We start from the raw sequence: 26,240 nt of genomic DNA on the forward strand, positions 1-26,240 counted from the left end.
CTGCGCCGGACGAAAAAACGCCCCGGCATGCCGGGGCGTTTTTCTTTCGAGCCGAAACGCTTACTTGGCGATCAGCCCGCTGGCGCGGCCGAAGCGCTTGCCGTCGAAGCTGACGCTGCGTACCTGGACCGCGTTGACGTCGGCCACGGCCGGGGCCTTGGTGGCGTCGTACGCCTGCCAGGTCTTGCCGGCGTCGAGCGAGTACTGGATCTTCACGCCCGGCAGTTCGGTCACGGCGGCCAGCTTGCCGTCGACGACCTTGGCGCCGACCATGGACAGGCGGTAACCGACGCCGGCCTTGTCGAGCTTGGCGAGTTCGCGCTGGCCGACGGCGTTGGCGAAGGTCTCCCAGTCGGCGTTCAGCGCCTTGGTGTTCACCAGCTTGGTTTCGCCGGACTTGTAGCGTTCGCCGACGGTGTACGGACGCTCCCAGCCCGCCTGGTGCCAGGCACGCTCGGCCACGGCGATCAGCCGCGGGAACACCATGTACTCGAACTGGGTGTCGGTGCGGACGACTTCGGCCCATTCCTGCGCCGACAGGCCCACGACCGGCGGCATCGGCTTGCTGGCCTTGGCTTCGAAGGCGTTGCCGTCACGATCGAGCGAAGTTTCGGCGTTCTGCGGCAGGTTGGCCGGCGCGAAGCTGAAGATCTTCTTTATCGAGTTGACGCGCGCACCCCAGTAGTAACCGCCTTCCATCGGATCGACCTCGCTCGGGAAATCGAGGTAGACGTAGTCCGGGTTGGAGATCACCACGCCGTAGCCCTTGTTGGTCCATTCGACCACCGAGTCGGCCCCGCCCCAGTACAGCGTGTCCCAGAAGTTGACGCGCACGTTCTTGGCGGCGAAGTCCTTGGCGTTCGGCGCATGCTTCAGGCCGTCCTGCCACGCCTGGAAGTTGCTGATGCCGTACTTCGGCAGCAGGGTGCTGACTTCGTGGGCGAAGTAGCCCGGCAGGTGTTCGACGTCGGCCACCTTGCCCGACTTGACCAGCGCCTGGCAGGCCGGCGACTTGGCCCACGGGTGGTCCTGCTTCGACATGTCGATCCAGCCCTTGCCGTCCTTGTCCTTGGCCGGGGCGTTCTTGTCGGCGTAGCCGGCGCCGAAGAAGATGTTCTTCGCTTCGTCACCGCCGAAATGCCACGATTCGAGTTTGATGCCGGCATCCTGGTACATCCGGGCGACTTCGCCGATCACCTTGTCGGTGAACTTGAGTGCCGACGGCTGGCACGGGTTCAGCGTCGACAGGCGGTCGTAGAACTGCACGCCGGTGATGTTCGAGGTTTCCTTCGGATCGACGAGGCGGTACTCGCTGGCGGCTTCCGGCTTGCCTTCGGCCATCAGGCGCTTGTAGCGCGCCTCCATCGAAACCACGGCGGCACGGGCGTGGCCCGGCATGTCGATTTCCGGGATCACTTCGATGTTGCGGGCGTGGGCGTACTTGAGGATCTCGATGAAATCGTCACGGGTCAGGAAACCCGAACCGGCATTGTTGCTGTCCGGCCCCTGGCCCAGCTGCGGCAGCAGGCCCCTGGTTTCGGTCAGGTCGTGGACGCGCTTGCCGCCGACGTCGGTCAGCTCCGGCAGGCCCGGAATCTGCAGGCGCCAGCCTTCGTCGTCGGACAGGTGATAGTGCAGCTTGTTGAGCTTGTACGCGGCCATCTGGTCGATCGCCGCCAGCACGGTGGCCTTGCTGCGGAAGTTGCGCGCGGTGTCGATCATGAAGCCGCGATAGCCGAAGCGCGGCGCGTCGGCGACTTCCATCGTCGGCACGGCCTTGGCGCCCTGGGTCGGGACCAGCGACAGCAGCGACTGCACGCCGTAGAACGCACCGGCAGCGTCATAGCCGACGATTTGCGCGCCCTTGGGCGTGATCACCAGCGAATAGCCCTCGGCGTTGGCCGCATCGCCCTTGAGCGATTTAGGTGCAATGCGCACGGTGACCGGGTAGCTGCCGGTGGTGACGCCGATTTCCCTGGCGCGCGACTGCAGTGCATCGACGCTGGCCTTGTCGAGGCCGCGCGTATCGAGCTTGATGCCCTTGGACAGGTCGGCCGTCTTGCCGGTGAGTTTCTGTGCAGCCGGTGCCGGGATGATGCGTGCGGCAATGTCCTGCGCCGGCAGCAGCGGCGTGGCCTTGTAGGCGTCGTAGCGGGTGGCGGCGGTCATGACGACGTTGTTGTCGCCGGCCGAGCGCTTGGCGTCGGCCACGGTCAGCGGGGTCATGAACTTGCTGAGTTCTTCGGTATCGGTGCTGGCGATCACCTTCGGCTTCGCGTCGCCCGAGGTCACGTACCAGCGCGGCATCGTGTCGTACATCGACACCTGCCAGTATTCGCCGATCAGGCCCAGCTGCACCGGCTTGCCCTTGGTGAAGCCCTTGAACTTGTCGGTCGGCTCGAGGCGGTACAGGTCACCGGTCAGGTGGGTGATCCTGAACTGGTCGTTGTCGACGCGGAGGATGCGGCGGATGCTGGAAAAATAGATGGCCCAGTCCGAACCCGTGATGTCGCTGGCGGCATCGAAGGTGACATTCAGCTTGTAGCACGATGCCCAGTCGGCGCCGAGTGCCGAGCATTCCTTGGCCGGTTGGCTGTTGCCCAGCATGGTGACCTTGATGCCCAGCTGGCTGGCGATGGTATCCACCTGTTGCTGCGCACCGGAACCTGCGTATGCGAAGCCGGCAAACGCCATGCTGGCCATCATCAATGTCAGTTTGCTTTTCATCTGCTTTTCCTTGCTTGCATCCGGGCTTGTGACCCGGACTGATCGACTGCAGCAGGACTGAATCAGCCCCGCCTCCCGCAAACAAGGTTGCACCCACAAAGCTTACACGTCGTTGTTCAAGATCAAGACGAGGGAAATGCAAGGCAGATTGTAAGTAATTAATTCCGTAACGGCATGAAGGACGACTACCAGCCGAGCAGCACGTGACCATGCTGCTTGAGCCAGTCGCGCTGCGACTTCCACGCCGGGCAGTGCTGCGCGACGATGGCCCAGAACCGCGGCGAATGGTTGAGCTCGGCCAGATGGGCCAGCTCGTGGATGATCACGTAGTCGATCACGTCGAACGGCGCCTGCACCAGCCGCCAGTTCAGTCGGATCGCGCCGGCGGCGGTACAGCTGCCCCAGCGCGTACCGGCCGAGGTCAGCCTGAGCTGGCTCGGCTGCAGCCCCATCCGCCCGGACCAGAGCGGCACGCGTTCGGCAAAATAGGCGCGGGCGGTGCGTTGCAGGAACCGGGCCAGCGCCGGTGCCAGCGTGTCGTCACGGCCGGCGACGTGCAGCGCACCGTCGATCAGTCCGGTGCGCGTGCCCCCCGTCACGATGCGCACCGGCTTGCCGAACCAGCCGATGCTGACACCGTCGGCCAGCGCCGGCGCGGGGGCCGGTCGCCTGGCAAGGTGCTTGAGAATCCAGTCAAGCCGCCCCAGCACGGCGCGGTCGGCGTCGGCGAGGCTGGCGTGCGCCGGCAGCGCGACGCTGAGGCCGCCGGCATCGATCTTCAGGCCGATCGAGCGGCGGCGGGCGCTGCGCTTCACCGTGTAGGCGATTTCGCCGCCCGGGTGGCGTACGCGCCGCTCGCTCATCTACTTCGGAAAGCAGGGTCCGCGATCGGGCATCGCGGCCAGTTCGGTTTCGATCCAGTCCTCGACCTCGCGGGTCAGCTCGAGCGGGTCGCGGCCGGCGGTGTCGATCGGCTTGCCGATCTTCATCGTGATCGTGCCCGGATGCTTGAGGAAGGAGTTGCGCGGCCAGTATTCGCCGGCATTGACCATCACCGGTACCAGCGGAATGCCCAGCGAAATCGCCAGCCGGGCACCGCCGGGCTTGTACTTGCCGCGTTCTCCCGGCGCAATGCGGGTGCCCTCGGGGAAGATCGTGATCCAGTAACCGTGCCTGATCCGGTCCTGCCCCTGCTCCATCAGCATGCGCTGCGCTTCCGAGCGGTTGGCGCGGTCGATCGCGATCGGCGACGTGGCCTTCAGCCCCCAGCCGAAGAACGGCAGCTTCAGCAGTTCGCGCTTGATCACGAAGACCATCGGCGGAAACACCATCTGCAGCGCCATCGTTTCCCATGCCGACTGGTGCTTGCAGACGATCATCGCCGGCCCGGCCGGAATGTTTTCCTTGCCGACGATCCGGCCCTTGAGGCCGCAGGTCACACCGAGCCACCACAGCAGCACCCGGCTCCAGCCGGTGATGAGCCGCGTGCGCAGCACCGGCGGCAGCGGCAGGATCAGAATGCAGAAAATGGCGTACGGCGGCGTGATGATCGCCATGCCGAGCCAGTAGAGGATGGAGCGAATCCAGATCATTGCCGGTCCGTGTCAGATATCAAAAGTTAATCGAGAACATCAAAGCACCACGTAGCGCGCGACCGTTTCTCCGTGAAAGGTGCGCGGCCGGTGCGACGAAGAAAACCCAGCGCAGCGGCGCTGGCAAGGTGCGCGAAACGTCCCACGGGGACTCCCTCCGGTCACAACAGTACAAACCGGCAAGTGAGCGCAACGCCGCCAGCAGGGTTTTATTCGTCGCGCTTAACCGAGACGCTGGAGCCAGTCGGCCACCGCCGCCAGATTGTCGAACACCCGGGTTCCCGGCGGCAGGCAGTTCTTGCCTTCGGTCTTCTTGCCGTTGCCGGTACGCACCAGCAGCGGCTTGCCCCCTGCGGCGGCAATCGCTTCGAGGTCGCGCTGGCTGTCGCCGACCATCCACAACTCGGTCGGCGACACGTGGAAGCGCTTGGCGATGTCGAGCACCATGCCCGGCGCCGGCTTGCGGCAGCGGCATTGCGCTTCCGACATGTGCGGGCAGAAGAAGATGGCGTCGATCTCGCCACCGGCGTCGTGGACCAGCCGGTGCATCTTGGCGTGGATGCGGTTCAGCGTCGCCACGTCGTAATAGCCGCGGCCGATGCCGCTCTGGTTGGTCGCCACCACCAGCGTCCATCCGGCACGGGTGAGCGCACCGATCGCATCGAGACTGCCCTCGATCGGAATCCACTCGTCCGGCGACTTGATGTAGTCCGGGCTGTCGTGATTGATCACGCCATCGCGGTCCAGAATCAGCAGCTTCATCGGCCCCTCCGTTGCGGGCATCCACGGCAAGGGGGCATGCTCGCCCCCCGGGTTCGGTCGGCGCTTAATCGGCAAGCAGCGACAACTCCGCAACGCGGTTCATCAGCCCGGCCAGCGCCGACAGCAGCGCCAGACGGTTGCCGCGCACGGCGAGATCGTCGGCCATCACCATCACGCCGTCGAAGAACGCGTCGACCGGCGTCTTCAGCGCAGCCAGTGCCTTCAGGGCGCCGGTGAAGTCCTGCCTGGCCAGCACAGCCTCGGCTTGCGGCGTCACGGCTTCGAACGCCGCGAACAGCGCCTTTTCGGCCTCGCTGTCGAACAGCGCCGCATTCAGCGCCGGCAGCGCGGTGTCGACCTTCTTGAGGATGTTGCGGATGCGCTTGTTGGCGGCGGCCAGCGCAGCCGATTCCGGCAGTGCCTTGAACGCGGCAACCGCGTCGAGGCGCTGGACGACGTCGTCGAAACGCTCCGGGTTCAGCGCCAGTACCGCGTCGATGTCGGCCACCGGATAGTCGGCGGCGAGGAAGTTCTTCAGCCGGTCGAGCATGAAGCCCTGGACACCGGCAATCGTGCCGTCCCTGATCACGCCGTTCGGGAAGGTCGCGGCGGTCGCGGTCAGCAGCGACTTCAGGTCCAGCGGCAGCACCAGCAGCTGGCGCAATACGCCGAGTGCGGCGCGGCGCAGCGCGAACGGGTCCTTGTCGCCGGTCGGGATCAGGCCGATGCCGTAGATGCCGACGATGGCTTCGAGCTTGTCGGCCAGCGCGACGGCCTGCGCCACCGGGCCTTCCGGCAGCGCGTCACCGGCAAAGCGCGGGCGGTAGTGCTGCTCGATCGCGTCGGCGACCGCGGCGTTCTCACCGTCGATCTGCGCGTAGTAGCGGCCCATCGTGCCCTGCAGTTCCGGGAACTCGCCGACCATGTCCGACACGAGGTCGGCCTTGGCCAGCTTTGCGGCGCGTTCGCAATCGGCGCGCTGTGCGCCGAGCGCCGGGCCGATTTCGCCGGCCAGCTTCACGAGGCGTTCGACGCGCTCGTACTGGGTGCCGATCTTGTTGTGGTAGACGACGCTGCGCAGCCCTTCGACGCGCGATTCGAGCTTCTTCTTCTGGTCCTGCGCATAGAAGAACTGCGCGTCCGACAGCCGCGCGCGCAGCACGCGCTCGTTGCCGGTGATGATGTGGCTCGGGTCGGCCGCTTCGAGGTTGGACACCAGCAGGAAGCGGTTCATCAGCTTGCCGGCCTGGTCGAGCAGCGGGAAGTACTTCTGGTTCTGCTGCATCGTCAGGATCAGGCATTCCTGCGGCACCTTGAGGAATTCGGCCTCGAAGCCGGCTTCGAGCACCACCGGCCACTCGACCAGCGCGGTCACTTCGTCGAACAGCGCGTCGTCGGCGGCAATCGTCGCGTTCAGTTTGGCGGCAGCAGCCTTGAGGCGGTCGACGACCAGCTCGTGACGCGCGGCGAAGCTGGCGACGACCTTGCCTTCCTCGTAGATTTTCTTCGCATACTCGTCGGCACCGGCGAACTCTACCGCGCCCTTGGACAGGAAGCGGTGGCCCTGGCTGACACGGCCCGACTCGAGGTGCAGCACCTTGGCCGGCACCACATCGCTGCCGTGCAGCACGACCAGACCGTGCACCGGACGGATGAACTGGCCGTCGCGATCGCCCCAGCGCATCATCTTCGGCGCCGGCAGCTTCTTCAGCGCGGCTTCGATCAGCCCGGACAGCACGTTGGCCAGCGTTTCACCGGCCTTCACGCTGCGGAAAATGAACACGTCCTGCTTGCCGTCCGAGCCCTGCTCGAGCGCGACAATCTCGACGCCGCACGAACGGGCGAAACCGGCCAGCGCCGGCGTCGGTTGGCCGTCCTTGTAGCCGGAGGCGACGGCCGGGCCGCGACGTTCGATCTGCTGCTCGGGCTGGAGCGCGAGCACGTCCGGAATCGTCACCGCCAGCCGGCGCGGGCTGGCGAACGGGTGGCAATCACCGCCCTTGGCAACGAAGCCGAGCTTGGCAAGTTCGTCGAAAATCGACCGGGCGAACGCGTCGCCCAGCTTCTTGAGCGCCTTCGGCGGCAGCTCTTCGGTAAACAGTTCGATCAACAGGGTCTTGCTGGACTGGGTATCGGACATGACGATCACTCTTTGTTCTGGGCCTTGTCGGCCATCATCTTGCAGACCTGACGCACGAAATCGGCGCCGTAGCTGTCGGGCTCGGGTGCAGCGAATTCCCACTGGAAGCCGGGAACGTCGTAACGGGCGATTTCCTCACCGTCGGGCGTTCGCAACGACACGGCGATGCCGGCCATCCGCCCGCTCGGGCAGTCGATCGCCTGGCGCGCGTACTTGACCCGGTAACGCCCTTTCGATTCGCCGTCGATCTGGTCTTCGGCGAAGGTCTGGCGCATCCACACATAGGTGTACTGGGTGCTGCCCGCACGGTCGCGGTGCGAGATCGAATTGACGTCGACATCGACCTTCATGCCGTCGGGTTCGCCGTAGTTGCGCCAGTCGGCACTGCTGCCCGGCACCGGTTGCGGCCCGCGCGTGCCGTCCTCGAAGTCGCCGCAGGCGGCGAGCAGCAAGGGCAGGCACAGCGCAAGCGCCTTCATTGCATCAGGCCGCCGGGTTGCACATCGGGAAGCCGAGGGCTTCGCGGCTGTCGTAATACGCCTGCGCGACCATGCGCGACAGGTTGCGGACGCGGCCGATGTAGGCAGCACGTTCGGTCACCGAAATCGCGCCACGGGCGTCGAGCAGGTTGAAGGTGTGCGAACACTTCATCACCATTTCGTAGCCCGGCAGCGGCAGGCCGGCTTCGATCAGCCGCTGTGCTTCGCCTTCGAAATCGTTGAACAGCTTGAACAGCAGCTCGACGTTGGCGTATTCGAAGTTGTAGGTCGACTGCTCGACCTCGTTCTGGTGGTAGATGTCGCCGTAGGTGACCTTCTGGCCGTTCGGGTAGACGGTCCACACGAGGTCGTAGACGTTCTCGACGCCCTGCAGATACATCGCCAGCCGTTCGACGCCATAGGTGATCTCGCCGAGCACCGGCTTGCAGTCGAGGCCGCCGACCTGCTGGAAATAGGTGAACTGGGTGACTTCCATGCCGTTCAGCCACACTTCCCAGCCGAGGCCCCAGGCGCCCAGCGTCGGGCTTTCCCAGTCGTCCTCGACAAAGCGGATGTCGTGCACCGTCGGATCGATGCCGAGTTCCTTCAGCGAGCCGAGGTAGAGGTCGAGGATGTTGTCCGGGTTCGGCTTCAGCGCGACCTGGAACTGGTAGTAGTGCTGCAGGCGGTTCGGGTTTTCGCCGTAACGGCCGTCCTTCGGGCGGCGGCTCGGCTGCACGTAGGCGGCGTTCCACGGCTCGGGGCCGAGCGAGCGCAGGAAGGTCGCGGTGTGGAAGGTGCCCGCGCCGACTTCGAGGTCGTACGGTTGCAGCAGCGCGCAGCCCTGGCTTGCCCAGTAGGTCTGCAGCTTGAGAAGGATGTCCTGGAAGGTCAGCATGTCGGTCTTGGCCGGATGGTCCGGTTTCCGGTTCTGAAACCTGCTGATTCTACTTGCTTTTGCCCATGGCCGGCGAGTCGGCCGCCTGCCGTTCGCGCGTCAGCTGTGCACGGCACAGCGTCAGGAAGCGCCCGGCGCCCTGCGTCAGCACCTTGTCGCGTGCACGGATCAGGTAAAAGCAGCGTGTCAGGTCCAGATCCGGCGTCGCCAGCGCGACCAGCTCGCCGCGCACCAGCTCGGTCGCCACGGTCCGCCGCGACAGGCAGGCCAGCCCCAGCCCGGCGCGCACCGCGCCCTTGACCGCTTCGCTGGTCCCCAGCTCGAGCGCGACCTTCGGGCTGCCGACCAGCGGCGCCAGCGCCGACTCGAGCACCTCGCGCGTGCCCGAGCCCTGTTCGCGCAGCACCCATTGCGCATCCGCCAGCATCGCCGGCGTCACCGTCGCCCCGGCCCACGGATGGGCCGGCGGCGCGACCACGACCAGTTCGTCGGCCAGCCACGGTTCAGCGTTCACCCGCGCATCGTGGGCGATGCCTTCGATCAGGCCGAGGTCGGCGCGGTACTCGGCGACGGCGGCAATCGCCTCCTGCGTGTTGCCGATCGCGATCTCGGCGCGGCTTTCCGGGTCTTCGAGCATCAGCAGCCCCAGCAGCTCGGGCAGCACCCGGTTGCCGATGGTCGAGCTGGCCGCGAGCCGCAGCCGCGCCGGCGCATCGCCGCGAAAACGCGCCTCGATTTCGCGCGCCTGCGCCAGCAGGGCCTCGGCCTGCGGCAACAGCCAGCGGCCGTGCTCGTTCAGCTGCACCCGCCGGCCGATGCGGTCGAACACCGTGACGCCGAGCCGGCGCTCGAGTTCGGCCAGCGCACCGCTGGCCGCCGACTGCGACAAACCCAGCCCGGCACCGGCGGCGGTAATGCCGCCCAGCTGCGCCGTGGTCACGAACACTTCAAGCTCGCGCAAGGTCAACCGGATCATTTCGCCCCCCAATTTTCGACTCGACCTCCGGTAAAAACACCGGAATCGCTACTGCGGTGGTACCGGCCACCGCCGCCACCATCGCGGCAAGCCGCGCCACGACTGGCTTTGCGACATCCAAGCCCAACCAATCTGTTTTACCGATTAAATATCACCAGATAACCGTTTTTACACATATAACCATAAAGAACATAGTTAGCTCCATCTGCAATAACAACCGTCAGCAAGAAAGCTTTCGGCCAAGGATGGCAGCAATGAACTTCATACGTACGCATCGTCACGGTCTTGCGCTGGCACTGGCGCTGGCCACTGTCGCCGCCCTGCTCGGCGAGGCCTTTCCGCTGGTCGGCGGCCCGGTCATCGGCATCGTGCTCGGCCTCGCGGTCAACAACCTCTGGCATCCGGGCGAGCGCTTCCGCCCCGGCATCGGCTTTGCCGCCAAGGACATCCTGCAGTGGTCGATCATCGCCCTCGGCATCGGCCTCAACTTCACCCAGGTGGCCGAAACCGGGATGCAGTCGCTCGAAGTGACGCTGGTCACCGTCGCCACCGCCTTCGTTTCGGCAGTCGTGCTCGGCAAGCTGCTCGGCGTGCCGGACAAGCTCAAGATCCTGATCGGCGTCGGCACCGCGATCTGCGGCGGCTCGGCGATCGCCGCGGTGACGCCGATCCTCAAGCCGGACGACCACGAAACCGCGTTCTCGATCTCGACGATCTTCCTGTTCAACCTCGTCGCCGTGCTGCTGTTCCCGCTGCTCGGCCACGTGCTCGGCCTGTCCGACAAGGGTTTCGGCCTGTGGGCCGGCACCGCGATCAACGACACCTCGTCGGTGGTTGCCGCCGGCTACAGCTTCAGCCACCTCGCCGGCGAGTACGCGACCATCGTCAAGCTGACCCGTGCCACGCTGATCATCCCGGTCTGCCTGGCGATGGCCGCCTACATGGCGCACCGCGAGCACAAGCACGGCGCCGGCGACTTCAGCCTCAAGCGCATCTTTCCGTGGTTCATCCTCTGGTTTGTCGTTGCGTCGCTGCTGAGCACCTTCGGCCTGATCCCCGCCGTACTGGTACCGTGGGCCCACCACATCGCGCAGTTCCTGATCGTCGTCGCACTGACCGCCATCGGCCTGTCGTCCAACCTCGGCCAGATGCGCGGCACCGGCGTCCGCCCCATCCTGCTCGGGCTGGGCGTGTGGGTCTGCGTCGCGGGCAGCAGCCTGATGGTCCAGCACCTGATGGGCCAGTTGTAAGGCCATCCGGCAACGAAAAAGCGGCCCTCGGGCCGCTTTTTACTTATGAACGTACGCCGGTCATGCTGCAGCGGCCAGCGCCTGTTCGAGATCGTCGATGATGTCGTCGATGTGCTCGATGCCGATCGACAGCCGCACCGTTTCTTCCGAAACCCCCGCCTTCTTCAGCTCCTCGGGCGAGAGCTGCCGGTGCGTCGTCGACGCCGGATGGCACGCCAGCGATTTGGCGTCGCCGATATTGACCAGACGGGTCACCAGCTTCAGCGCATCCTGGAAGCGCGCACCGGCTTCGCGGCCGCCCTTGACGCCGAAGGTCAGCAGCCCCGAGGCCCGGCCGTCGAAGTACTTCTGCACCAGCGCGTGCGATTCGTGCGTCGGCAGTCCGGCGTAGTTGACCCACTCGACCGCACGGTGGCCCTGCAGGTATTCGGCGACCTTGAGCGCGTTGTCGCTGTGGCGCTCGATCCGCAACGCCAGCGTTTCCAGCCCCTGCAGGATCAGGAAGGCGTTGAACGGCGAAATCGCCGCGCCGGTATTGCGCAGCGGCACGACGCGGGCCCGGCCGATGTAGGCCGCGTCGCCGAGTGCCTCGGTGTAGACGACGCCGTGATAGCTGACGTCGGGCTCGTTCAGCCGGCGGAAGCGTTGCTTGTGCTCGGCCCACGGGAACTTGCCCGAGTCGACGATGATGCCGCCGATGCTGTTGCCGTGGCCGCCGATGTACTTGGTCAGCGAATGCACGACGATGTCGGCGCCGTGTTCGAACGGCCGGGTGATGTACGGCGTCGGCACGGTGTTGTCGACGATCAGCGGAATGCCGTGCGCGCGCGCGACATCGGCAAAGGCCGCGAAGTCGACGACGTTGCCGAGCGGATTGCCGATCGACTCGACGTAGATCGCCTTGGTTTTCGCATCGATCAGCGCCGCGGCGGCCGCCGGGTCGCGGTAGTCGACGAAGCGCGTTTCGATGCCGTACTGGGGCAGCGTGTGCGCGAACAGGTTGTAGGTGCCGCCGTACAGTGTCGAGATCGAGATGATGTTGTCGCCGGCCTCGGCGATGGTCAGGATCGAATAGGTGATCGCCGCCTGCCCCGACGCCAGCGCCAGCCCGCCGATGCCGCCCTCGAGCGCGGCGACGCGCTTTTCGAGCACGTCGGTGGTCGGGTTCATGATCCGCGTATAGATGTTGCCGGCCACCTTGAGGTCGAACAGGTCGGCCGCATGCTGGGTATCGTCGAAGGCGTAGCTGCTCGTCTGGTAGATCGGCACTGCCACCGCCTTGGTGGTCGGATCAGGACTATAACCGGCATGAATGGCCAGGGTATCGAAGCGCATGCAGAAAACTCCCGGAAGAACGAGGGCTGCGGCCACCATGGCCGGGCAGCATCGGGTCGAATCTAGCACCATCGCATATAACCGTTCATACCGATTGTTCGCAACTTTTATACCACTTGATCCTGATCAAGCTGACGAAGACAGACCCACCCTTTCACGTCGGCCGAGGCTGCAATATGACAATTCACGTCAGCCCGTCGCGGGCTTGGATTAGAATCGGACTCGCCGTGCTGCATTGCGATCGCAAGCCGCAGCAGCCCCGTTTCCGCCTTTCTGCCGGTTGAGCCACGATGAAATCGCTCCTTGCCCTGATCACCCTCGGCGCCAGCCTGTGCGCCCAGGCCCAAATCGACCTGACCCAGCTGCGCGACGCCGCCCGTTCGCGCGATCTGGCCACGCTGAACCAGCTGGCGCAGAGCGCCGACGGCGAAGTCCTCGAGATGTACCCGCGTTACTACCTGCTGTCCGCACAGATCGCCACCCTGGGCGAGGACGACGTTGCCGCCTTCCTGAACCGCTACGAAGGATCGCCACTGGCCGAACGGCTGCGTGCCGACTGGCTCAAGGAGCTGGGCAAGCGGCAGGACTGGGAGTCGTACGACATCGAGTACCCGAAGCTCGACAGCCCCAGCGTCGAACTCAAGTGCTTTGCCGCGCAATCGGCCGCGCTGCGCAACGACGTGGCCCGGCTGGCGCAGGCCAAACCGCTGTGGTTCAGCGCCAAGCCGCTGGCCGACGCCTGCAATCCGGTGTTCGATACCCTGTTCGCCCGCAACGTGCTGACGCAGGACGATGCCTGGGCGCGCATCCGCCTCGTGCTCGCGGCCAACCGCAGCGATCTCGCCCGCCAGCTCGCGGCCCGCGTCGGCTTCCCGGCCGAACTGTCGGCCAAGACGCTGGCACGCGCGGCCAACACGCCGGACAAGGTCTTCGATGCCGCCGCCGACAGCCGCGCCGCCCGAGAAATGCAGCTGTACGCAATGCAGCGGCTGGCCCGCAAGGACGCCGATCGGGCGGCACAGCTGTTCCAGTCCGCGTCGATCGACTGGCCGGAAGCCGACCGGCGCTACGGCTGGCAGCAGCTCGGACTGATCGCCGCCAAGAACCACAACGACAATGCCAGCACCTGGTTCGGTCGCGGCGGTACGGCCGAACTCGACGAAGCCGGCCGGTTCTGGTCGGTACGCGCCGCGCTGCGCGTACGCGACTTCAAGACCGTGCTCGCGCGCATCGATGCGATGCCGGCCGACGACCTGCAGCTGTCGGTCTGGCGCTACTGGAAGGCCGAAGCGCTCAAGGCGCTGGGCCGCGACGCCGAAGCGCAGCCGCTGCTGCTGGGGCTGACCGACGGCGACGATTTCTACAGCCTGCTGGCGCGCGAGGAAATCGGCCCGGTCGCCAGCGAAGCACCGCAGCACAAGCGGGCCGACGCCGGCGAAGTCCGCGCCGTCGAAGCGCAGCCGGGCATCCGCCGGGCGCTGGCGCTGTACGCGCAGAACTGGCGCGTCGAGGGCGCACGCGAGTGGTCGTGGGCGCTCAAGGGCATGAACGACAGCCAGATGCTCGCCGCCGCGACGCTGGCCGACAGCCGCGGCCTGTACGACCGCTCGATCGACACGGCCGAGCGCCTGAAACCGCTGTCGGACCCGACGCTGCGCTATCCCTACCCGTGGCGCAACGTCGTCACCCGCGCCGCGCAGGAACAGGGGCTCGATCCGGCCTGGGTCTACGGCCTGATCCGCCAGGAAAGCCGCTTCGTTCCCGACATCCGCTCGAGCGCCGGCGCCGCCGGGCTGATGCAATTGATGCCGGCCACCGCCAAGTGGGTCGCCGGCAAGATGGGCCGCAAGCGCTTCGACCTGTCCGAGGTCACCGACATCCCGACCAACGTCAGCATGGGTACCTTCTACCTGCGCTACCTGCTCGACCGGCTCGACGACCACCCGGTGCTGGTCACCGCCGGCTACAACGCCGGGCCGGGCCGGGCGCGCAACTGGCAGAACGACGGTGCGCTCGATGCCGCGATCTATATTGAAACGATTCCGTTCGACGAGACGCGCAACTACGTGAAGAAGGTGCTCGCCAATGCGCAGCACTACGGCGCCGGCTTCGGCACCAGCACGACGTTGCACCAGCGCCTCGCCGCGATTCCCGGCAAGCTCGTGACGCCACCGCAGGACAGTTCGCTCGGCGGCGCCGACGGGGGCGACAGCAACTGACGCGAGGCGCAGCATGCGGATCCTGATCATCGGCGGCACCGGCTTCATCGGCAGCAGCATCGCGGCGCGTCTGGCCGCGGCGGGCCACACCCAGACCGTGGTGACGCGACACCGCGAGCAGCACGCAAGCCTGCTGGTGCTGCCGTTGCTGGCGCTGGTCGAAGCCGACGTCCACGATCCGGCGGCACTCGCCGGGCTGGTGAGCGAGCACGACGCGGTGATCAATCTGGTCGGCATCCTGCACGGCGATGCCGCACGTTTCGAACACACCCACGTTGCGCTGACCGAAAAGATCGTCGCCGCCTGCGAGGCGGCCGGTGTCCGGCGCTACCTGCACATGAGCGCACTCGGTGCCGGCGTCGACGCACCGTCGCTGTACCAGCGCAGCAAGGGCCGTGCCGAAGCCGGCGTTGCGGCCAGCGGGCTCGACTGGACGATCTTCCGGCCCTCGGTCGTCTTCGGCCGTGACGACCGCTTCCTCAACCTGTTCGCCCGCCTGCAGCAGCATCTGCCCCTGCTGCCGCTGGCCGGTGCCGGCGTGCGTTTCCAGCCGGTCTGGGTCGAGGACGTCAGCCGCGCCTTCGCCGTCGCGCTCGAACGCAACGACCTGATCCGTCAGCGGCTCGACCTCGTCGGTCCGCGCATCTATACGCTGGCCGAGCTTGTCCGGCTGGCCGGCCGGTGGTCGCAGCATCCGCGCCCGGTGCTGCCGTTGCCCGACGCGATCGCCCGGGTCGAGGCCACGCTGATGGCGCTGCTGCCCGACCCGCCGTTGACGCACGACAATCTTGATTCGATGAAAATCGACAACGTGGCTGCCGGCGGTTTCCCCGCCGTGCTAGGCTGGGCGCCACAGGCGCTGGAAAGCGTCGCACCGGGCTATCTGGCCCCACCGTCGCCGGCCGCACCGCACCGCGGTCCGACCGGCCGTTCCTCCCCTTCCCCGTAGAATCCCTGATTGTAGGAGACATGCAATGACTGCCATTCTGATCGGCAACCTGCCGCCCGAAACCAGCGCCGACGACGTGCGTACGCTCTTCACCGACCTGGGCATGACGGCCGACGTCGCTGACGTGACGATCGCCGAAGGTCTGGGCGAAAAGCTCGCGGCATCGGTCACGATCGACTGCAGCACCGCCGCCGCCGAAGTACTGGTGCAGCGCCTGAACGGGCATTTCTGGAACGGCCGCGAGCTCGCCGCCAGCTACAACCCTTTCGGCCAGTAGGCCCCTGCCGGTCGCGCCGGCCCCGATGGATCAGACCTGGAAAAGACGATGCGGATCGCGGTATTCGACAGCAAACGCTATGACGAGACGTCGCTCAATGCGGCCAACGCACGCTACGGCCACGAACTGGTGTACTTCGGCGACCGGCTCAACCGCAATACCGTTCCGCTCGCCGCCGGTTTCGACGCGGTCTGCCCCTTCGTCAACGACACGCTCGATGCATCGACGCTGAACGCGCTGGCCCTGCTCGGCGTCAAGCACGTCGCCTTGCGCTGCGCCGGTTTCAACGGCGTCGACCTCGCCGCGGCGAAGCAGCTCGGCATCACCGTGACCCGCGTGCCGGCGTACTCGCCCGAGGCGGTGGCCGAGCACCTGTTCGCGCTGCTGCTGACGCTGGTGCGCAAGACGCACCGCGCCTACACCCGCGTACGCGACGGCAACTTCTCGCTCGAAGGGCTCGAAGGCTTCAACCTGAACGGCCGTACTTTCGGCGTCATCGGTGCCGGCAAGATCGGTCAGGCCGCGATGCGGATTGCCAACGGCTTCGGCATGCGCGTGCTGGCGTTCGACCGCTCGCCCGACACCAAGCACGCCGGCGAGCTCGGCTGCACCTTCGTACCGCTCGACGAACTGCTGCGCGAAGCGGACGTGGTCTCGCTGCACGTGCCGCTGTTCCCGGAAACCCGTCACCTGATCAACGCCGGCTCGCTGTCGACGATGAAACGCGGCGCGGTCATCATCAATACCAGCCGCGGCGGCCTGATCGACAGCGCGGCACTGGTCAATGCCCTCAAGAGCGGCCAGATCGGCGGGGTCGGTCTCGACGTCTACGAGTACGAGGAAGGCGTGTTCTTCGAGGACCTGTCGGGTACGGCCCTGCAGGACGACACGCTGGCGCGGCTGATGACGTTCCCGAACGTCGTGATCACCTCGCATCAGGGTTATCTGACCCATGAGGCGCTGACCAACATCGCCGACACCGTGTTCGACAACCTCGACGCCTTTGCCAAGGGCCTCCCGCTCGCCAACGCGGTCAGCGCCTGACGTGCGTCTCGTGCATGCCCCGGCCCGCTGGCTGCAACCGCTGCCCGGGCTGATTGCCGCACTGTTCGCGCTGCTGTTCGCCGGTTTCCTGCTGGTCACCCGCGGCGAGACCGAGCAGCTGCGCACCGCCCAGCTCGAACAGGACATGCTGTGGCAGAAGCAGGCGATCGAACAGCAGGCCGAAGCCAATCGCGAAGCACTGCTCGCCCTCGCCGCCACGTTGCCCGGCCAGGACTATACCGCCCCGCCGTTCCAGGCCCGGGTACTGACGCTGATCCAGACCAATCCGGAGATCGTCGGACTGGCGATCCACAACGGCGGCGCCCGCGCCCGCTGGACTGCGCCGCAGGCGCGCCACACCCAGCCGTTCAGCGGCAGCACCGGCTGGGGCGCGCTGCAGGTCGTCGACGGCCAGCCGCTGGTCACCTACACGACGGTCACGCCGGATCACGGCAACTACATCGTCGCAACGATCGCGCTCGACGTGCTGCTGCAGCACCAGGTGCCGTGGTGGCTGGGCCAGCGCTACCAGGTCTCGCTGCTCGGCCCGGACCACGCCGTGCTGGCGTCGAAGTACCAGCGCCAGTTCGATCCGGCCGACAAGGCGTACACGATCCGTCTCGACCGACCGCCGCTGGGGCTGACGCTGGCCGCACGTGCCTACAACACGCCGCGCACGCTGCTCGCCGACCTGCTGCCCTGGCTGCTGTTCATTCTCGCCGGCGCCATGCTGGCGTCGACCTGGGCCTTGCGCCGGCACATCCGCAAGCGCGAGCACACCGAAGCCCAGCTGCGCAGCGAAACCGCGCTGCGGCTGGCCATGGAAAACTCGCTGGTCACCGGCCTGCGCGCCACCGACCTCGAAGGCCGGATCCTGCACGTCAACCGCGGCTACTGCGAAATGACCGGCTACAGTGCCGACGAGCTGACCGGCCTGCTGCCACCGTTCCCGTACTGGCCACCGGAAGAGATCGAACGGTGCATGGCGGCGTCCGATGCCATCCTCGCCGGCCAGCTCGACCCGAACGGCTTCTCGGTGCGCTTCATGCACCGCGACGGCGAGCGCTTCGACGTCCGCCTCTATGCATCCAGGCTGATCGATGGTGACGGCAAGCACATCGGCTGGATGAACGCGATGTACGACATCACCGAGCTGCGGCGCGAACGCAAGGCCCTGCAGGCGTCGCACGAGCGTTTCGTCACCGTGCTCAACGGGCTCGACGCCGCCGTGGCCGTGTCCGACACCGACACCGGCGAGTTGCTGATGTCCAACCTACAGTTCGACCGCGCTTTCGGCCTGCCCGACTGGCGCGGCCGCTGCTGCATTGTGCCCTTCGTCAAGCGGCGCAACGAGCCGCCGGTCGACGCGGAGTGGTACGACATCTTCAGCAAGCGCTGGTACCAGATCAAGAGCCGCCAGAGCGTCTGGGTCGACGGCTCGGCGGTCTGGCTCGAAATCGCCACCGACATCACCGCACTGAAGACCGCCGCCGAGCGCGAGCGGCGCCAGAACGAGACGCTGCAGCAGACCGCGCGGCTGATCAGCATGGGCGAAATGGCATCCAGCCTCGCGCACGAGCTGAACCAGCCGCTCGGCGCCATCGCCAGCTATGCCTCGGGCTGCCGCAACATCCTCGGCAGCCCCGACCCGAACCTCAAGCAGCTGGCGCAGGCGCTCGACAAGATGGCCGAACAGGCCAAGCGCGCCGGCCAGATCATCCGCGGCATCCGCGAGTTCGTGCAGCGCCGCGCGCCGTCGCGCAAGCGCTGCGAGATCGGCACCCTGCTCGACACCGTACTCGGCCTGCTGGGCCACGAGATCGTCCGCCGCGATGCCGACGTCTCGCTGCAGCAGTCGACCGATCTGCCGTCGCTGTACGCCGACCCGGTGATGCTCGAGCAAGTGATCTTTAATTTGATCAAGAACGCACTCGAAGCGATGGACGCGACGCCGCCGGCACGACGGGCACTGGCAATCTCGCTGACGCGCGATGGCGACTACCTGCGCGTGACGATCGCCGACCGCGGCCCGGGCCTGTCGCCCGAGCAGCTCGAACAGCTTTTCAAACCGTTCTTTACGACCAAGGACACCGGCATGGGCATGGGGCTGAACATCTGCCGCTCCATCATCGAGCACCACCAGGGCCGGATGTGGGTCGAAGCCAATCCCGGCGGCGGCAGCCGCTTCATCTTTACCGTACCGTTCAGCGAGGAACCCGATGCCATCGAACCCTAACCGCCGCATTGCCATCGTCGACGACGACGACGCCCTGCGCGATGCGCTCGCGTGGCTGTTCTCGACCCGCAACCACGACGTCCAGCCCTTCCCGAACGCCGAGGCACTGCTGGCCGACTACACGCCGGACCGCTTCAGCTGCCTGCTGCTCGACGTGCGCATGCCGGGCATGAGCGGCCTCGAGCTGTTCCAGAAGCTGCGCGAATATCCCTACCTGCCGCCGGTGGTCTTCCTGACCGGCCACGGCGACGTGCCGATGGCCGTCGGCGCGCTCAAGGACGGCGCAACCGACTTCATCGAGAAGCCGTTCAACGACAACGACATCGTCGATCTGGTCGAACGCTCGATCGCCGCCGATGCGCTCAAGCGCACGCAGTGGCAGGCGAAAAATGCGGTCGAGGCCCGGCTCGAATCGCTGACGCCGCGCGAGCGTGAAGTAATGAAGCTGATCCTGACCGGTCGGCTCAACAAGCAGATCGCCGACGACCTGTCGATTTCGATGAAGACCGTCGAAGTCCACCGGGCGCGCATTCTCGAGAAAATGCACGTCAAGACCGCGATGGAACTCGCCGCGCTGCTGCGCGACGCCAACATCACCGTCTGAGGAATGCGCCGTTGCTGATGCTGATTTCACCGGCCAAGACGCTGGATTACGCCACCACGCTGCCGACACGGCGCCACAGCGAGCCCGACTTCCTCGACCGCAGTGCGACGCTGATCGATACGCTGCGGCAGAAGTCGCCGGCCGAGCTGTCGCGGCTGATGGCGATCTCGGACGAGCTGGCCGTGCTCAATACCGGCCGCTACCAGCGCTGGCAGGCGCCGTTCACGCCGCACAACGCGCGCCCCGCGGTCTTCGCCTTCAAGGGCGACGTCTACGAAGGGCTCGACGCCTACGGGCTCGAACGCGGCGCGTTCGACTACCTCGGCAAGCACCTGCGCATCCTCTCGGGCTTGTACGGGCTGCTGAAACCGTTCGACCTGATCCAGCCCTACCGGCTGGAAATGGGCACCCGGCTGGCCAACCCGATGGGCACCAACCTGTACAGCTTCTGGGGCGAGTCGATCACCGAGGCGGTCAACGCCATCGGCGCCCGCACGCTGGTCAACCTCGCCAGCGACGAGTACTTCAAGTCGGTGAAGCCGAAGAAACTCGAACCACGACTGATCCAGCCGGTGTTCGAGGACTTCAAGGGCGGCCGCTACAAGGTCATCAGCTTCTACGCCAAGCGTGCCCGCGGGCTGATGGTCCGTTATGCCGCGCTCAATCACGTCCGCCAGCCCGAAGCGCTGCAGGGCTTCGATCTGGAAGGCTATGCATTCGCGCCGGACGCCAGCGATGAAAACCGCTGGGTGTTCAGGCGCCATCTTGCGGAGTAGCTCCATGCTCGACCTCGACTTCAAGCGGACCGCGCTGGTACTGATCGACCTGCAGTGCGGCATCGTCCGCTCCTTCGACGGCGATGCGGTCGTCGAACGCGCGACCCGGCTGGTCAAGCGCTTTCGCGACCACAACGGCTTCATCGCCTTCGTCAATGTCGACTTCCACGACGGCCGCGACGTACTGGCGCCATCGTGCGATGCGCCCACCGCGCCGGGCCAGCGTCCGCCGGACTGGGGATGTTTTGTCGACGCGCTCGGCGTCGGCGAGCACGACTACACGGTGACCAAGCGCCAGTGGGGCGCATTCTTCGGCACCGATCTCGACCTGCAGTTGCGCCGGCGCCGCATCGACACGATCGTGCTGGCCGGAATCGCGACCAATATCGGCGTCGAATCGACCGCCAGACAGGCGTTCGAGCTGGGCTATGCGCAGTATTTCGTCGTCGACGCGATGAAAACCGCCAGCCCGGAAGCGCACGAAGCGACGGTGAAATTCATCTTTCCCCGGCTCGGCCACGTCGTCGACACGGCCGCGGTCACCGGCTAGAACGGCGACGGACGGCTGGCTGCAAACGCGAACAGCCGGGATGCCTCGGCAGCGTCGATTGCCAGCCCGAACGCGTCGGCCAGCACCTGCCGCAATCGTGACGGGTCGGCGAGCACCTCGGTCGTCTCGATGCCGTCTTCGACCCGCGTGAAACGCAGTGCGGCCAGCGCCAGCTGGCCAGCCGCGACGTAGCGCGTCACCAGCAGCAGGTTGGTGAACAGCGATTGCGGCGAGCGGGCGATGTAGAAGTTCGCGACGTCGAAATCGATCGGGTACGCCGGTTGCAGGTCGAAGTGATACAGGTCGGACCAGTCGTCGTCGCGCCGGCGCTGCAACCGCCACGCGTCGCCGTCCGGTTGCAGCCGCAGGCACACCTGGCCCTGGTCGAACTCGCCCGCGCGCAGCGGCACCGGCTCGACCAGTCCGCCACCGCCGAAGCCGACGTCGGCCAGCCATTCCACCCCGTCCAGGCGCACGAACAGCAGATGATGGCTGCGCTGCCGGGTCTGCGGCGTTCCGCCACCGACCAGTACCCGCGCCATGCCCGAACGGACCTCGAAGCCCTGCGCGACCAGCAGGTCGGCAAAGCAGGCGTTGAGCTCGAAACAGTAACCGCCGCGCCGCCGTTCGAGCACCTTGGCGAAACGGCTGGCGGCATCGAGTTGCGGCAATTGGCCGAGCAGCAGGTCGACGTTGTTGAACGGCAGCGTTTCGACGTGGGCGCGGTGCAGTCGCGCCAGCCACGCTTGCGGCGATTCGCCGTCGCGCCGCGCGACGCCGAGCCGGGCGGCATAATCGGCCGGCAGCGTCATCCCCGCGCCCCTTGCGGCACGACGATGCCGCGCATCGGCTGGGTGCGGCGCTCGCCCAGTCCCTGACGGATGTTCAGCGCATGGTACTTCGCCAGCGCCACGCGCTGCTCCTTCGGCAGCGTATCGTCGTGGTACGCCGCCTGGATCAGTTCCTTCTGCACGAAGGCAAGCTGACGGGCCAGCAGTTCGCAGTTTTCCATCGTCGCGCCGCGGTTCATTTCGGCGACGATCATCAATGCATCGCGCTTGATCCGGTACGTCAGCGAATGCCGGAGCGGGTGGCTGCCTGCCTCGCCGGCGCGGCGCTGCGACGGCATCAGCTCGGTCGGCGGGAAGTGCGACGCAACGGCGGCAGTCAGGTCGCGCCGGAACAGCTTCTTCAACCACTGTTTCATTCGGAGTCCTCGGGCGAGCACGTCGCCATGAAAAACGGGACGCCACGCGTCCCGTTGTCGAGCAGTACCGCGGCTTACTCGCCGAGCAGGATGCGCAGCATCCGGCGCAGCGGTTCGGCGGCGCCCCACAGCAGCTGGTCGCCGATGACGAAGGCGCTGACGTACTCCGGGCCCATATTGAGCTTGCGGACACGGCCGACACCGATTTCCAGCCCGCCGGTGATCGACGCCGGTGTCAGTTCCTTGACGGTGACTTCGCGGTCGTTCGGTACCCATTTCACCCAGTCGTTGCCCGACTTGATGATGGCTTCGATGTCGGCCAGCGGCAGGTCCTTGTTCAGCTTGAGCGTCAGCGCCAGGCTATGGCAACGCATCGCACCGATCCGCACGCACAGGCCGTCGACCGGCACGGTTTCGCTGGTACCGAGGATCTTGTTGACCTCGGCCTGGCCCTTCCACTCTTCCTTGGACTGGCCGTTGTCGAGCTGCTTGTCGATCCACGGGATGAGGCCGCCGGCCAGCGGCGCGCCGAAGAACTCGGTCGGCACGTCCGAGCGGATCGCCTGCGCGACCTTGCGGTCGATGTCGAGGATTGCCGAGGCCGGGGTCGCCAGTTCGTCGGCCACCGTGCCGTAAACCACGCCCATGCCCTTCAGCAGTTCGCGCATGTGGTTGGCACCGCCACCCGACGCGGCCTGATAGGTCATCGAGCTGACCCAGTCGACCAGACCTTCGCGGAAAAGACCGCCGACGCCCATCAGCAGGATCGAATTCGTACAGTTGCCGCCGATGTAGTTCTTCACGCCGCGCGCCAGCGCCGCGTCGATCACGCCGCGGTTGACCGGGTCGAGGATGATGACCGCGTCGTCTTCCATGCGCAGCGTGCTGGCCGCGTCGATCCAGTAGCCGTTCCAGCCTGCAGCGCGCAGCTGCGGGAAGATCTCGGTGGTGTAGTCGCCGCCCTGGCAGGAAATGATGATGTCCATCGCCGACAGTTCAGCGATGTTCTTGGCATCCTTGAGCGTGCCGGCGTCGCGACCGAAGTTCGGCGCAGCGCTGCCCGCTTGCGAGGTAGTGAAGAACACCGGTTCGATCAGGTCGAAATCCTTTTCTTCCTGCATACGCTGCATGAGGACCGAGCCCACCATGCCGCGCCAACCGACGAGGCCTACGCGTTTCATCATCAAATCCTTAGGAAAACAGTGAGATAGAGCGAGCTTTCGATCTTAGTGAAAAACCGGTTTGATTGCCAGCGCCGACCGGTAACCGAAGTTGTAGTGACAAACGCTTGCTTACTTGTTTAGAAATTATTACATTCGGATATTCATGCACAGTTAAGCGCCAACCTTGCTCAATCGCCTGAAAACACTGCTCAGCACGCAATGGTCGGAACGGGCCACCCGCCAGCGCGACTCGGCCATGGCCATGGCGACGACCATCCCGCAGTACGTCGCCCGCAAGGTCAGTTCCGCCGCCTATCACGACCTGCTGTTCCGGATCGAAATGGCGCAACTGAACGGCCAGGCACTGGCGATCCGCGAACCGGCAACCAGGCAACCCCCGCTGTTGCGTTCGATCGTGGCCGACCTCGACAAGCTGGCCATCCAGCACCCCGAACGCGCCCGCATGCTGCGGATGCGGCTCTTCGGCACACACGATCCGAACGAGGCGAGCGCCCGGTCACGGTTTGTCAGCGCAGCGCTGCGTGCCGGCACCCGGACCCGCAGCAGCGACTAGCGGGCTGACAGCGCGCAGCGGGGGCGCTACCATTCCCGGCTCGGTTCTTGATGGAAATCGGCATGCGGGTCCTGTTGCAGCGCGTCCGCGAGGCGCACGTTTCGGTCGATGATGCGGTATGCGGGCGGATTGGCGCCGGCTTGCTGTTGCTGGTCGGCATCGAGGACGCCGATACCGACGCCGATCTCGTCTGGATGGCCGGCAAGGTCGCCAGGCTGCGCGTGTTCGAGGATGACGCCGGCGTCATGAACCGTTCGTTGCTCGACACCGGCGGCGAGGCACTCGCCGTCTCGCAGTTCACGCTCTACGGCAGCTACAACAAGGGCAACCGGCCCTCCTGGGGCCGTGCCGCACGCGGGGACGTCTCCCAACCGCGGTTCGACGCCTTCGTCGCCCGGCTCGGCGAGGTACTCGGCAAAACCGTACCCACCGGCAGGTTTGGTGCCGACATGCAGGTTGCGCTGGTCAACGACGGCCCGGTGACGCTGATGCTTGATTCGAAGCAACCCGAATAGCGCACACGGGGGCTTGACGAGGGGGCCTGCCGCTCGCCAGAATGGCTCCTGAATACAGCGCCGATTTGACTCCCCAGCTTGCGGGCGCTGCCAACAAATACGGCTAAAGCGTGCGAGCGAACCCGCGCCCTGCACGCGGGTTTTTTGTTTTCCGGTCGCGGATGCCGTCTCATCCGCCGCGCCGAGTTAAGCGACAACTTGCGGGGCGCGTCCAAATGCCGCTAAAGCGTCGGCCGAGCCTTGTGCCGGCCGTCCCATTTCGACCGGAGGCCGCCATGTATGATTGTCTCGAACCCTGCACCGCAACCCCTGCCCGTTCCGTTCCCGCCCGACCCCGTGCCGGTACCGAACCCAGTCTGTGCCTGAAGGCGCCCGACACGCGCGATGATGCCGAGCTGCTCCGCGCCCGGGCGGTTGCCGAAGATCTCGGCTACCCGGCCCGGCGCGACGGCGCCCGGCTGTACATCCGCGGCATCGACGTTCATCTGGCCTTGCGGCTGCAGGCACTGTTTCCCACGCTGATCGCGTGCTACGAGGTACCGACCCGGTACCGTTGTACCCGCCGCTAGGCCTCTCCCAACAGGAGCGGCATGGCGGGCACCTCAAGGACCTGCAATGCTGCACCTGCGCCAAGAAGCCCGCGCCACCTGGACCCTGGCCTGGCCGATCATGATCGGTCAGCTGGCCTCGACCGGTACGTCGTTCGTCGACGCGGTCATGGCCGGCCACGTCTCCGCCGGCGACCTCGCCGCGGTCTCGGTCGGCGCCTCGATCTGGGTCATGCTGATCGTCACGCTGATCGGCCTGAACCTCGCCGCCAGCCCGCTGGTGGCGCATGCGGTCGGCGCACAACGCCATGCCGAGGTCCCGCCGCTGGTGCAGCAGGCCCTGTATCAGGGTCTGTGCTGGGCGCTGCTCGCCTGGCTGATCGCACTGGCCGCCTCGCCGATCTTTCCGCACCTCGGCCTGCCGTCGGAAGTCGCCGCCAAGGCGCACGACTTCCTGATTGCGGTGAGCTGGGGACTGGTGCCGTTCGCGTTGTTCCGCGTGCTCTACGGCTACAGCGCCAGCCTCGGCCAGACCAAGCCGATGATGGTGATCTCGCTGATCGGTCTGGCGCTGAACGTGCCCGCCAACTGGATGCTGATCTACGGCCATTTCGGTTTTCCGGCCATGGGCGGCGTCGGCTGCGGCTGGGCCACCGCGTTCTGCATGTGGGTGACCTTGCTGATGATGGTCGGCTGGATCCGCTATGCGCCGGTCTATCGCGCGACCTACCCGTTCCGTCGCTGGCAGCGCATCGACTGGCGCCGTCAGCGCGAGCTGTTCCGGCTCGGCGCACCGATGGGCGTCATGTTCTTCGTCGAAGTCAGCGCCTTTGGCGGCATCGCCCTGCTGATGGCCCGACTGGGCACGACCTCGGTCGCGGCGCACCAGATCGCCCTGAACGTCGCCTCGCTGACCTTCATGATTCCGTCCGCGCTCGGCACGGCACTGACGGTGCGTGTCGGCCATGCGCTCGGCAGCGGTGACGTCCGCCGGGCACGCGAAATCGGCAACGCGGGCCTGGTGCTCGGCCTGATCGTAGCCTGCGGGCTGGCAACCATGATCATCGTCGGACGCACGCAGATCGCCAGCTGGTACACGACCGACGCCGCCGTACTGGCGCTGGCCGGCGTGTTGCTGCTGTACGCCGGGCTGTTCCAGCTCGCCGATGCCACCCAGGTCGTCGCTGCCGGCATCCTGCGCGGCTACAAGGTGACCCGTCAGCCGATGCTGGTCCACCTCACGGCGTTCTGGCTGGTCGGCATCCCGCTCGGCTACGCCCTCGCTTTCGGCTGGCACGGCCGCCATGGCAGCGGTGCGGCCGGCTACTGGCAGGCGCTCGTGCTGGCACTGGTCTGTGCGGCGTCGCTGCTGGTCTGGCTCTACCTGAAGAAGAGCCGGGCCGCGCTGGCCCGCTGAGC

25 protein-coding genes are annotated in these 26,240 nt (G+C 66.3%); 13 read left to right on the plus strand and 12 right to left on the minus strand.

Annotation, left to right across the window (positions count from 1 at the left end; all coding sequences use genetic code 11):
• Positions 1–60: 60 nt before the first annotated feature.
• From IE097_RS08105 to IE097_RS08140, 8 genes are all read right to left on the minus strand, one after another.
• Positions 61–2,727: a family 20 glycosylhydrolase gene (locus IE097_RS08105; protein ID WP_189459774.1), complete on the minus strand. Its 2,667-nt coding sequence runs from the start codon at positions 2,725–2,727 to the stop codon at positions 61–63.
• A gap of 185 nt (positions 2,728–2,912) precedes the next feature.
• Positions 2,913–3,590 (minus strand): M48 family metallopeptidase, encoded by a 678-nt coding sequence (locus IE097_RS08110; protein WP_189459775.1) that lies wholly within the window; start codon positions 3,588–3,590, stop codon positions 2,913–2,915.
• Positions 3,591–4,319 carry a lysophospholipid acyltransferase family protein gene (locus tag IE097_RS08115; RefSeq protein WP_189459776.1) on the minus strand — a complete coding sequence of 243 codons (729 nt, stop codon included), beginning with the start codon at positions 4,317–4,319 and terminating at the stop codon, positions 3,591–3,593.
• A 222-nt stretch (positions 4,320–4,541) separates the two neighbouring features.
• Complete coding sequence (gmhB, locus tag IE097_RS08120; protein ID WP_189459777.1) at positions 4,542–5,081, minus strand: D-glycero-beta-D-manno-heptose 1,7-bisphosphate 7-phosphatase; 540 nt, start codon at positions 5,079–5,081, stop codon at positions 4,542–4,544.
• 64 nt (positions 5,082–5,145) lie between these two features.
• Positions 5,146–7,221 (minus strand): glycine--tRNA ligase subunit beta, encoded by a 2,076-nt coding sequence (gene glyS, locus IE097_RS08125; RefSeq protein WP_189459778.1) that lies wholly within the window; start codon positions 7,219–7,221, stop codon positions 5,146–5,148.
• A gap of 5 nt (positions 7,222–7,226) precedes the next feature.
• Positions 7,227–7,700, minus strand: coding sequence for a surface-adhesin E family protein (locus IE097_RS08130; RefSeq protein WP_189459779.1), 474 nt, complete (start codon positions 7,698–7,700; stop codon positions 7,227–7,229).
• 4 nt (positions 7,701–7,704) lie between these two features.
• The gene (glyQ, locus tag IE097_RS08135) at positions 7,705–8,598 is read right to left on the minus strand and encodes a glycine--tRNA ligase subunit alpha (RefSeq protein WP_189459780.1); all 894 of its coding nucleotides are present in this window, start codon (positions 8,596–8,598) and stop codon (positions 7,705–7,707) included.
• A 49-nt stretch (positions 8,599–8,647) separates the two neighbouring features.
• Positions 8,648–9,574, minus strand: a complete 927-nt coding sequence (locus tag IE097_RS08140) for a LysR family transcriptional regulator (RefSeq protein WP_229797495.1) — start codon at positions 9,572–9,574, stop codon at positions 8,648–8,650.
• Positions 9,575–9,828: 254 nt separating this feature from the next.
• On the opposite strand from IE097_RS08140, the gene IE097_RS08145 reads away from it, so the two are divergent.
• On the plus strand, positions 9,829–10,824 hold the full coding sequence (locus tag IE097_RS08145) for a YeiH family protein (RefSeq protein ID WP_229797496.1): 996 nt from the start codon (positions 9,829–9,831) through the stop codon (positions 10,822–10,824).
• Between the two features lie 60 nt (positions 10,825–10,884).
• Here the strand turns inward: IE097_RS08145 and IE097_RS08150 are convergent, their stop codons facing one another.
• Entirely contained in the window at positions 10,885–12,159 is a 1,275-nt protein-coding gene (locus IE097_RS08150) for an O-acetylhomoserine aminocarboxypropyltransferase/cysteine synthase family protein (RefSeq protein WP_189459782.1), read from the minus strand.
• Positions 12,160–12,449: 290 nt separating this feature from the next.
• On the opposite strand from IE097_RS08150, the gene IE097_RS08155 reads away from it, so the two are divergent.
• The 8 genes from IE097_RS08155 to IE097_RS08190 are packed head-to-tail and all read left to right on the plus strand — an operon-like array spanning position 12,450 to position 20,814.
• Positions 12,450–14,378: a lytic transglycosylase domain-containing protein gene (locus IE097_RS08155; protein ID WP_189459783.1), complete on the plus strand. Its 1,929-nt coding sequence runs from the start codon at positions 12,450–12,452 to the stop codon at positions 14,376–14,378.
• A gap of 13 nt (positions 14,379–14,391) precedes the next feature.
• The gene (locus IE097_RS08160) at positions 14,392–15,327 is read left to right on the plus strand and encodes a complex I NDUFA9 subunit family protein (protein WP_189459784.1); all 936 of its coding nucleotides are present in this window, start codon (positions 14,392–14,394) and stop codon (positions 15,325–15,327) included.
• Positions 15,328–15,352: 25 nt separating this feature from the next.
• Positions 15,353–15,604, plus strand: a complete 252-nt coding sequence (locus tag IE097_RS08165) for an RNA recognition motif domain-containing protein (protein WP_189459785.1) — start codon at positions 15,353–15,355, stop codon at positions 15,602–15,604.
• Between the two features lie 48 nt (positions 15,605–15,652).
• Positions 15,653–16,648, plus strand: a complete 996-nt coding sequence (locus IE097_RS08170; protein ID WP_189459786.1) for a 2-hydroxyacid dehydrogenase — start codon at positions 15,653–15,655, stop codon at positions 16,646–16,648.
• A gap of 10 nt (positions 16,649–16,658) precedes the next feature.
• Entirely contained in the window at positions 16,659–18,884 is a 2,226-nt protein-coding gene (locus IE097_RS08175; protein WP_189459787.1) for a PAS domain-containing sensor histidine kinase, read from the plus strand.
• Entirely contained in the window at positions 18,868–19,488 is a 621-nt protein-coding gene (locus tag IE097_RS08180; protein WP_189459788.1) for a response regulator transcription factor, read from the plus strand. The genes IE097_RS08175 and IE097_RS08180 overlap by 17 nt, the downstream gene beginning before the upstream one ends.
• 11 nt (positions 19,489–19,499) lie before the next feature.
• A complete protein-coding gene (gene yaaA, locus IE097_RS08185; RefSeq protein ID WP_189459789.1) occupies positions 19,500–20,264 on the plus strand; it encodes a peroxide stress protein YaaA in 765 nt (254 codons plus the stop codon).
• Between the two features lie 4 nt (positions 20,265–20,268).
• Positions 20,269–20,814: an isochorismatase family protein gene (locus tag IE097_RS08190; protein WP_189459790.1), complete on the plus strand. Its 546-nt coding sequence runs from the start codon at positions 20,269–20,271 to the stop codon at positions 20,812–20,814.
• On the opposite strand, the gene IE097_RS08195 is transcribed toward IE097_RS08190, so the two are convergent.
• From IE097_RS08195 to asd, 3 genes are all read right to left on the minus strand, one after another.
• Entirely contained in the window at positions 20,811–21,626 is an 816-nt protein-coding gene (locus IE097_RS08195) for an arylamine N-acetyltransferase family protein (RefSeq protein WP_189459791.1), read from the minus strand. The two genes, IE097_RS08190 and IE097_RS08195, sit on opposite strands and share 4 nt — an antisense overlap.
• Positions 21,623–22,021: a hypothetical protein gene (locus IE097_RS08200; protein WP_189459792.1), complete on the minus strand. Its 399-nt coding sequence runs from the start codon at positions 22,019–22,021 to the stop codon at positions 21,623–21,625. The genes IE097_RS08195 and IE097_RS08200 overlap by 4 nt, the downstream gene beginning before the upstream one ends.
• Positions 22,022–22,095: 74 nt before the next feature.
• Positions 22,096–23,202: an aspartate-semialdehyde dehydrogenase gene (gene asd / locus IE097_RS08205; RefSeq protein ID WP_189459793.1), complete on the minus strand. Its 1,107-nt coding sequence runs from the start codon at positions 23,200–23,202 to the stop codon at positions 22,096–22,098.
• Between the two features lie 166 nt (positions 23,203–23,368).
• Between asd and IE097_RS08210 the strand changes: the two genes are divergently transcribed.
• The 4 genes from IE097_RS08210 to IE097_RS08225 all read left to right on the plus strand — a co-directional run bounded on the left by IE097_RS08210 (position 23,369) and on the right by IE097_RS08225 (position 26,238).
• Positions 23,369–23,758 (plus strand): hypothetical protein, encoded by a 390-nt coding sequence (locus IE097_RS08210; RefSeq protein ID WP_189459794.1) that lies wholly within the window; start codon positions 23,369–23,371, stop codon positions 23,756–23,758.
• Between the two features lie 62 nt (positions 23,759–23,820).
• On the plus strand, positions 23,821–24,273 hold the full coding sequence (dtd, locus tag IE097_RS08215) for a D-aminoacyl-tRNA deacylase (protein WP_189459795.1): 453 nt from the start codon (positions 23,821–23,823) through the stop codon (positions 24,271–24,273).
• A 275-nt stretch (positions 24,274–24,548) separates the two neighbouring features.
• Positions 24,549–24,842, plus strand: coding sequence for a hypothetical protein (locus tag IE097_RS08220; protein WP_189459796.1), 294 nt, complete (start codon positions 24,549–24,551; stop codon positions 24,840–24,842).
• A gap of 46 nt (positions 24,843–24,888) precedes the next feature.
• Positions 24,889–26,238: an MATE family efflux transporter gene (locus IE097_RS08225; RefSeq protein WP_189459797.1), complete on the plus strand. Its 1,350-nt coding sequence runs from the start codon at positions 24,889–24,891 to the stop codon at positions 26,236–26,238.
• Positions 26,239–26,240 lie beyond the last annotated feature (2 nt).

Origin of the sequence: Jeongeupia chitinilytica (genome assembly GCF_014652315.1) — a bacterium.
GTDB lineage: Bacteria > Pseudomonadota > Gammaproteobacteria > Burkholderiales > Chitinibacteraceae > Jeongeupia > Jeongeupia chitinilytica.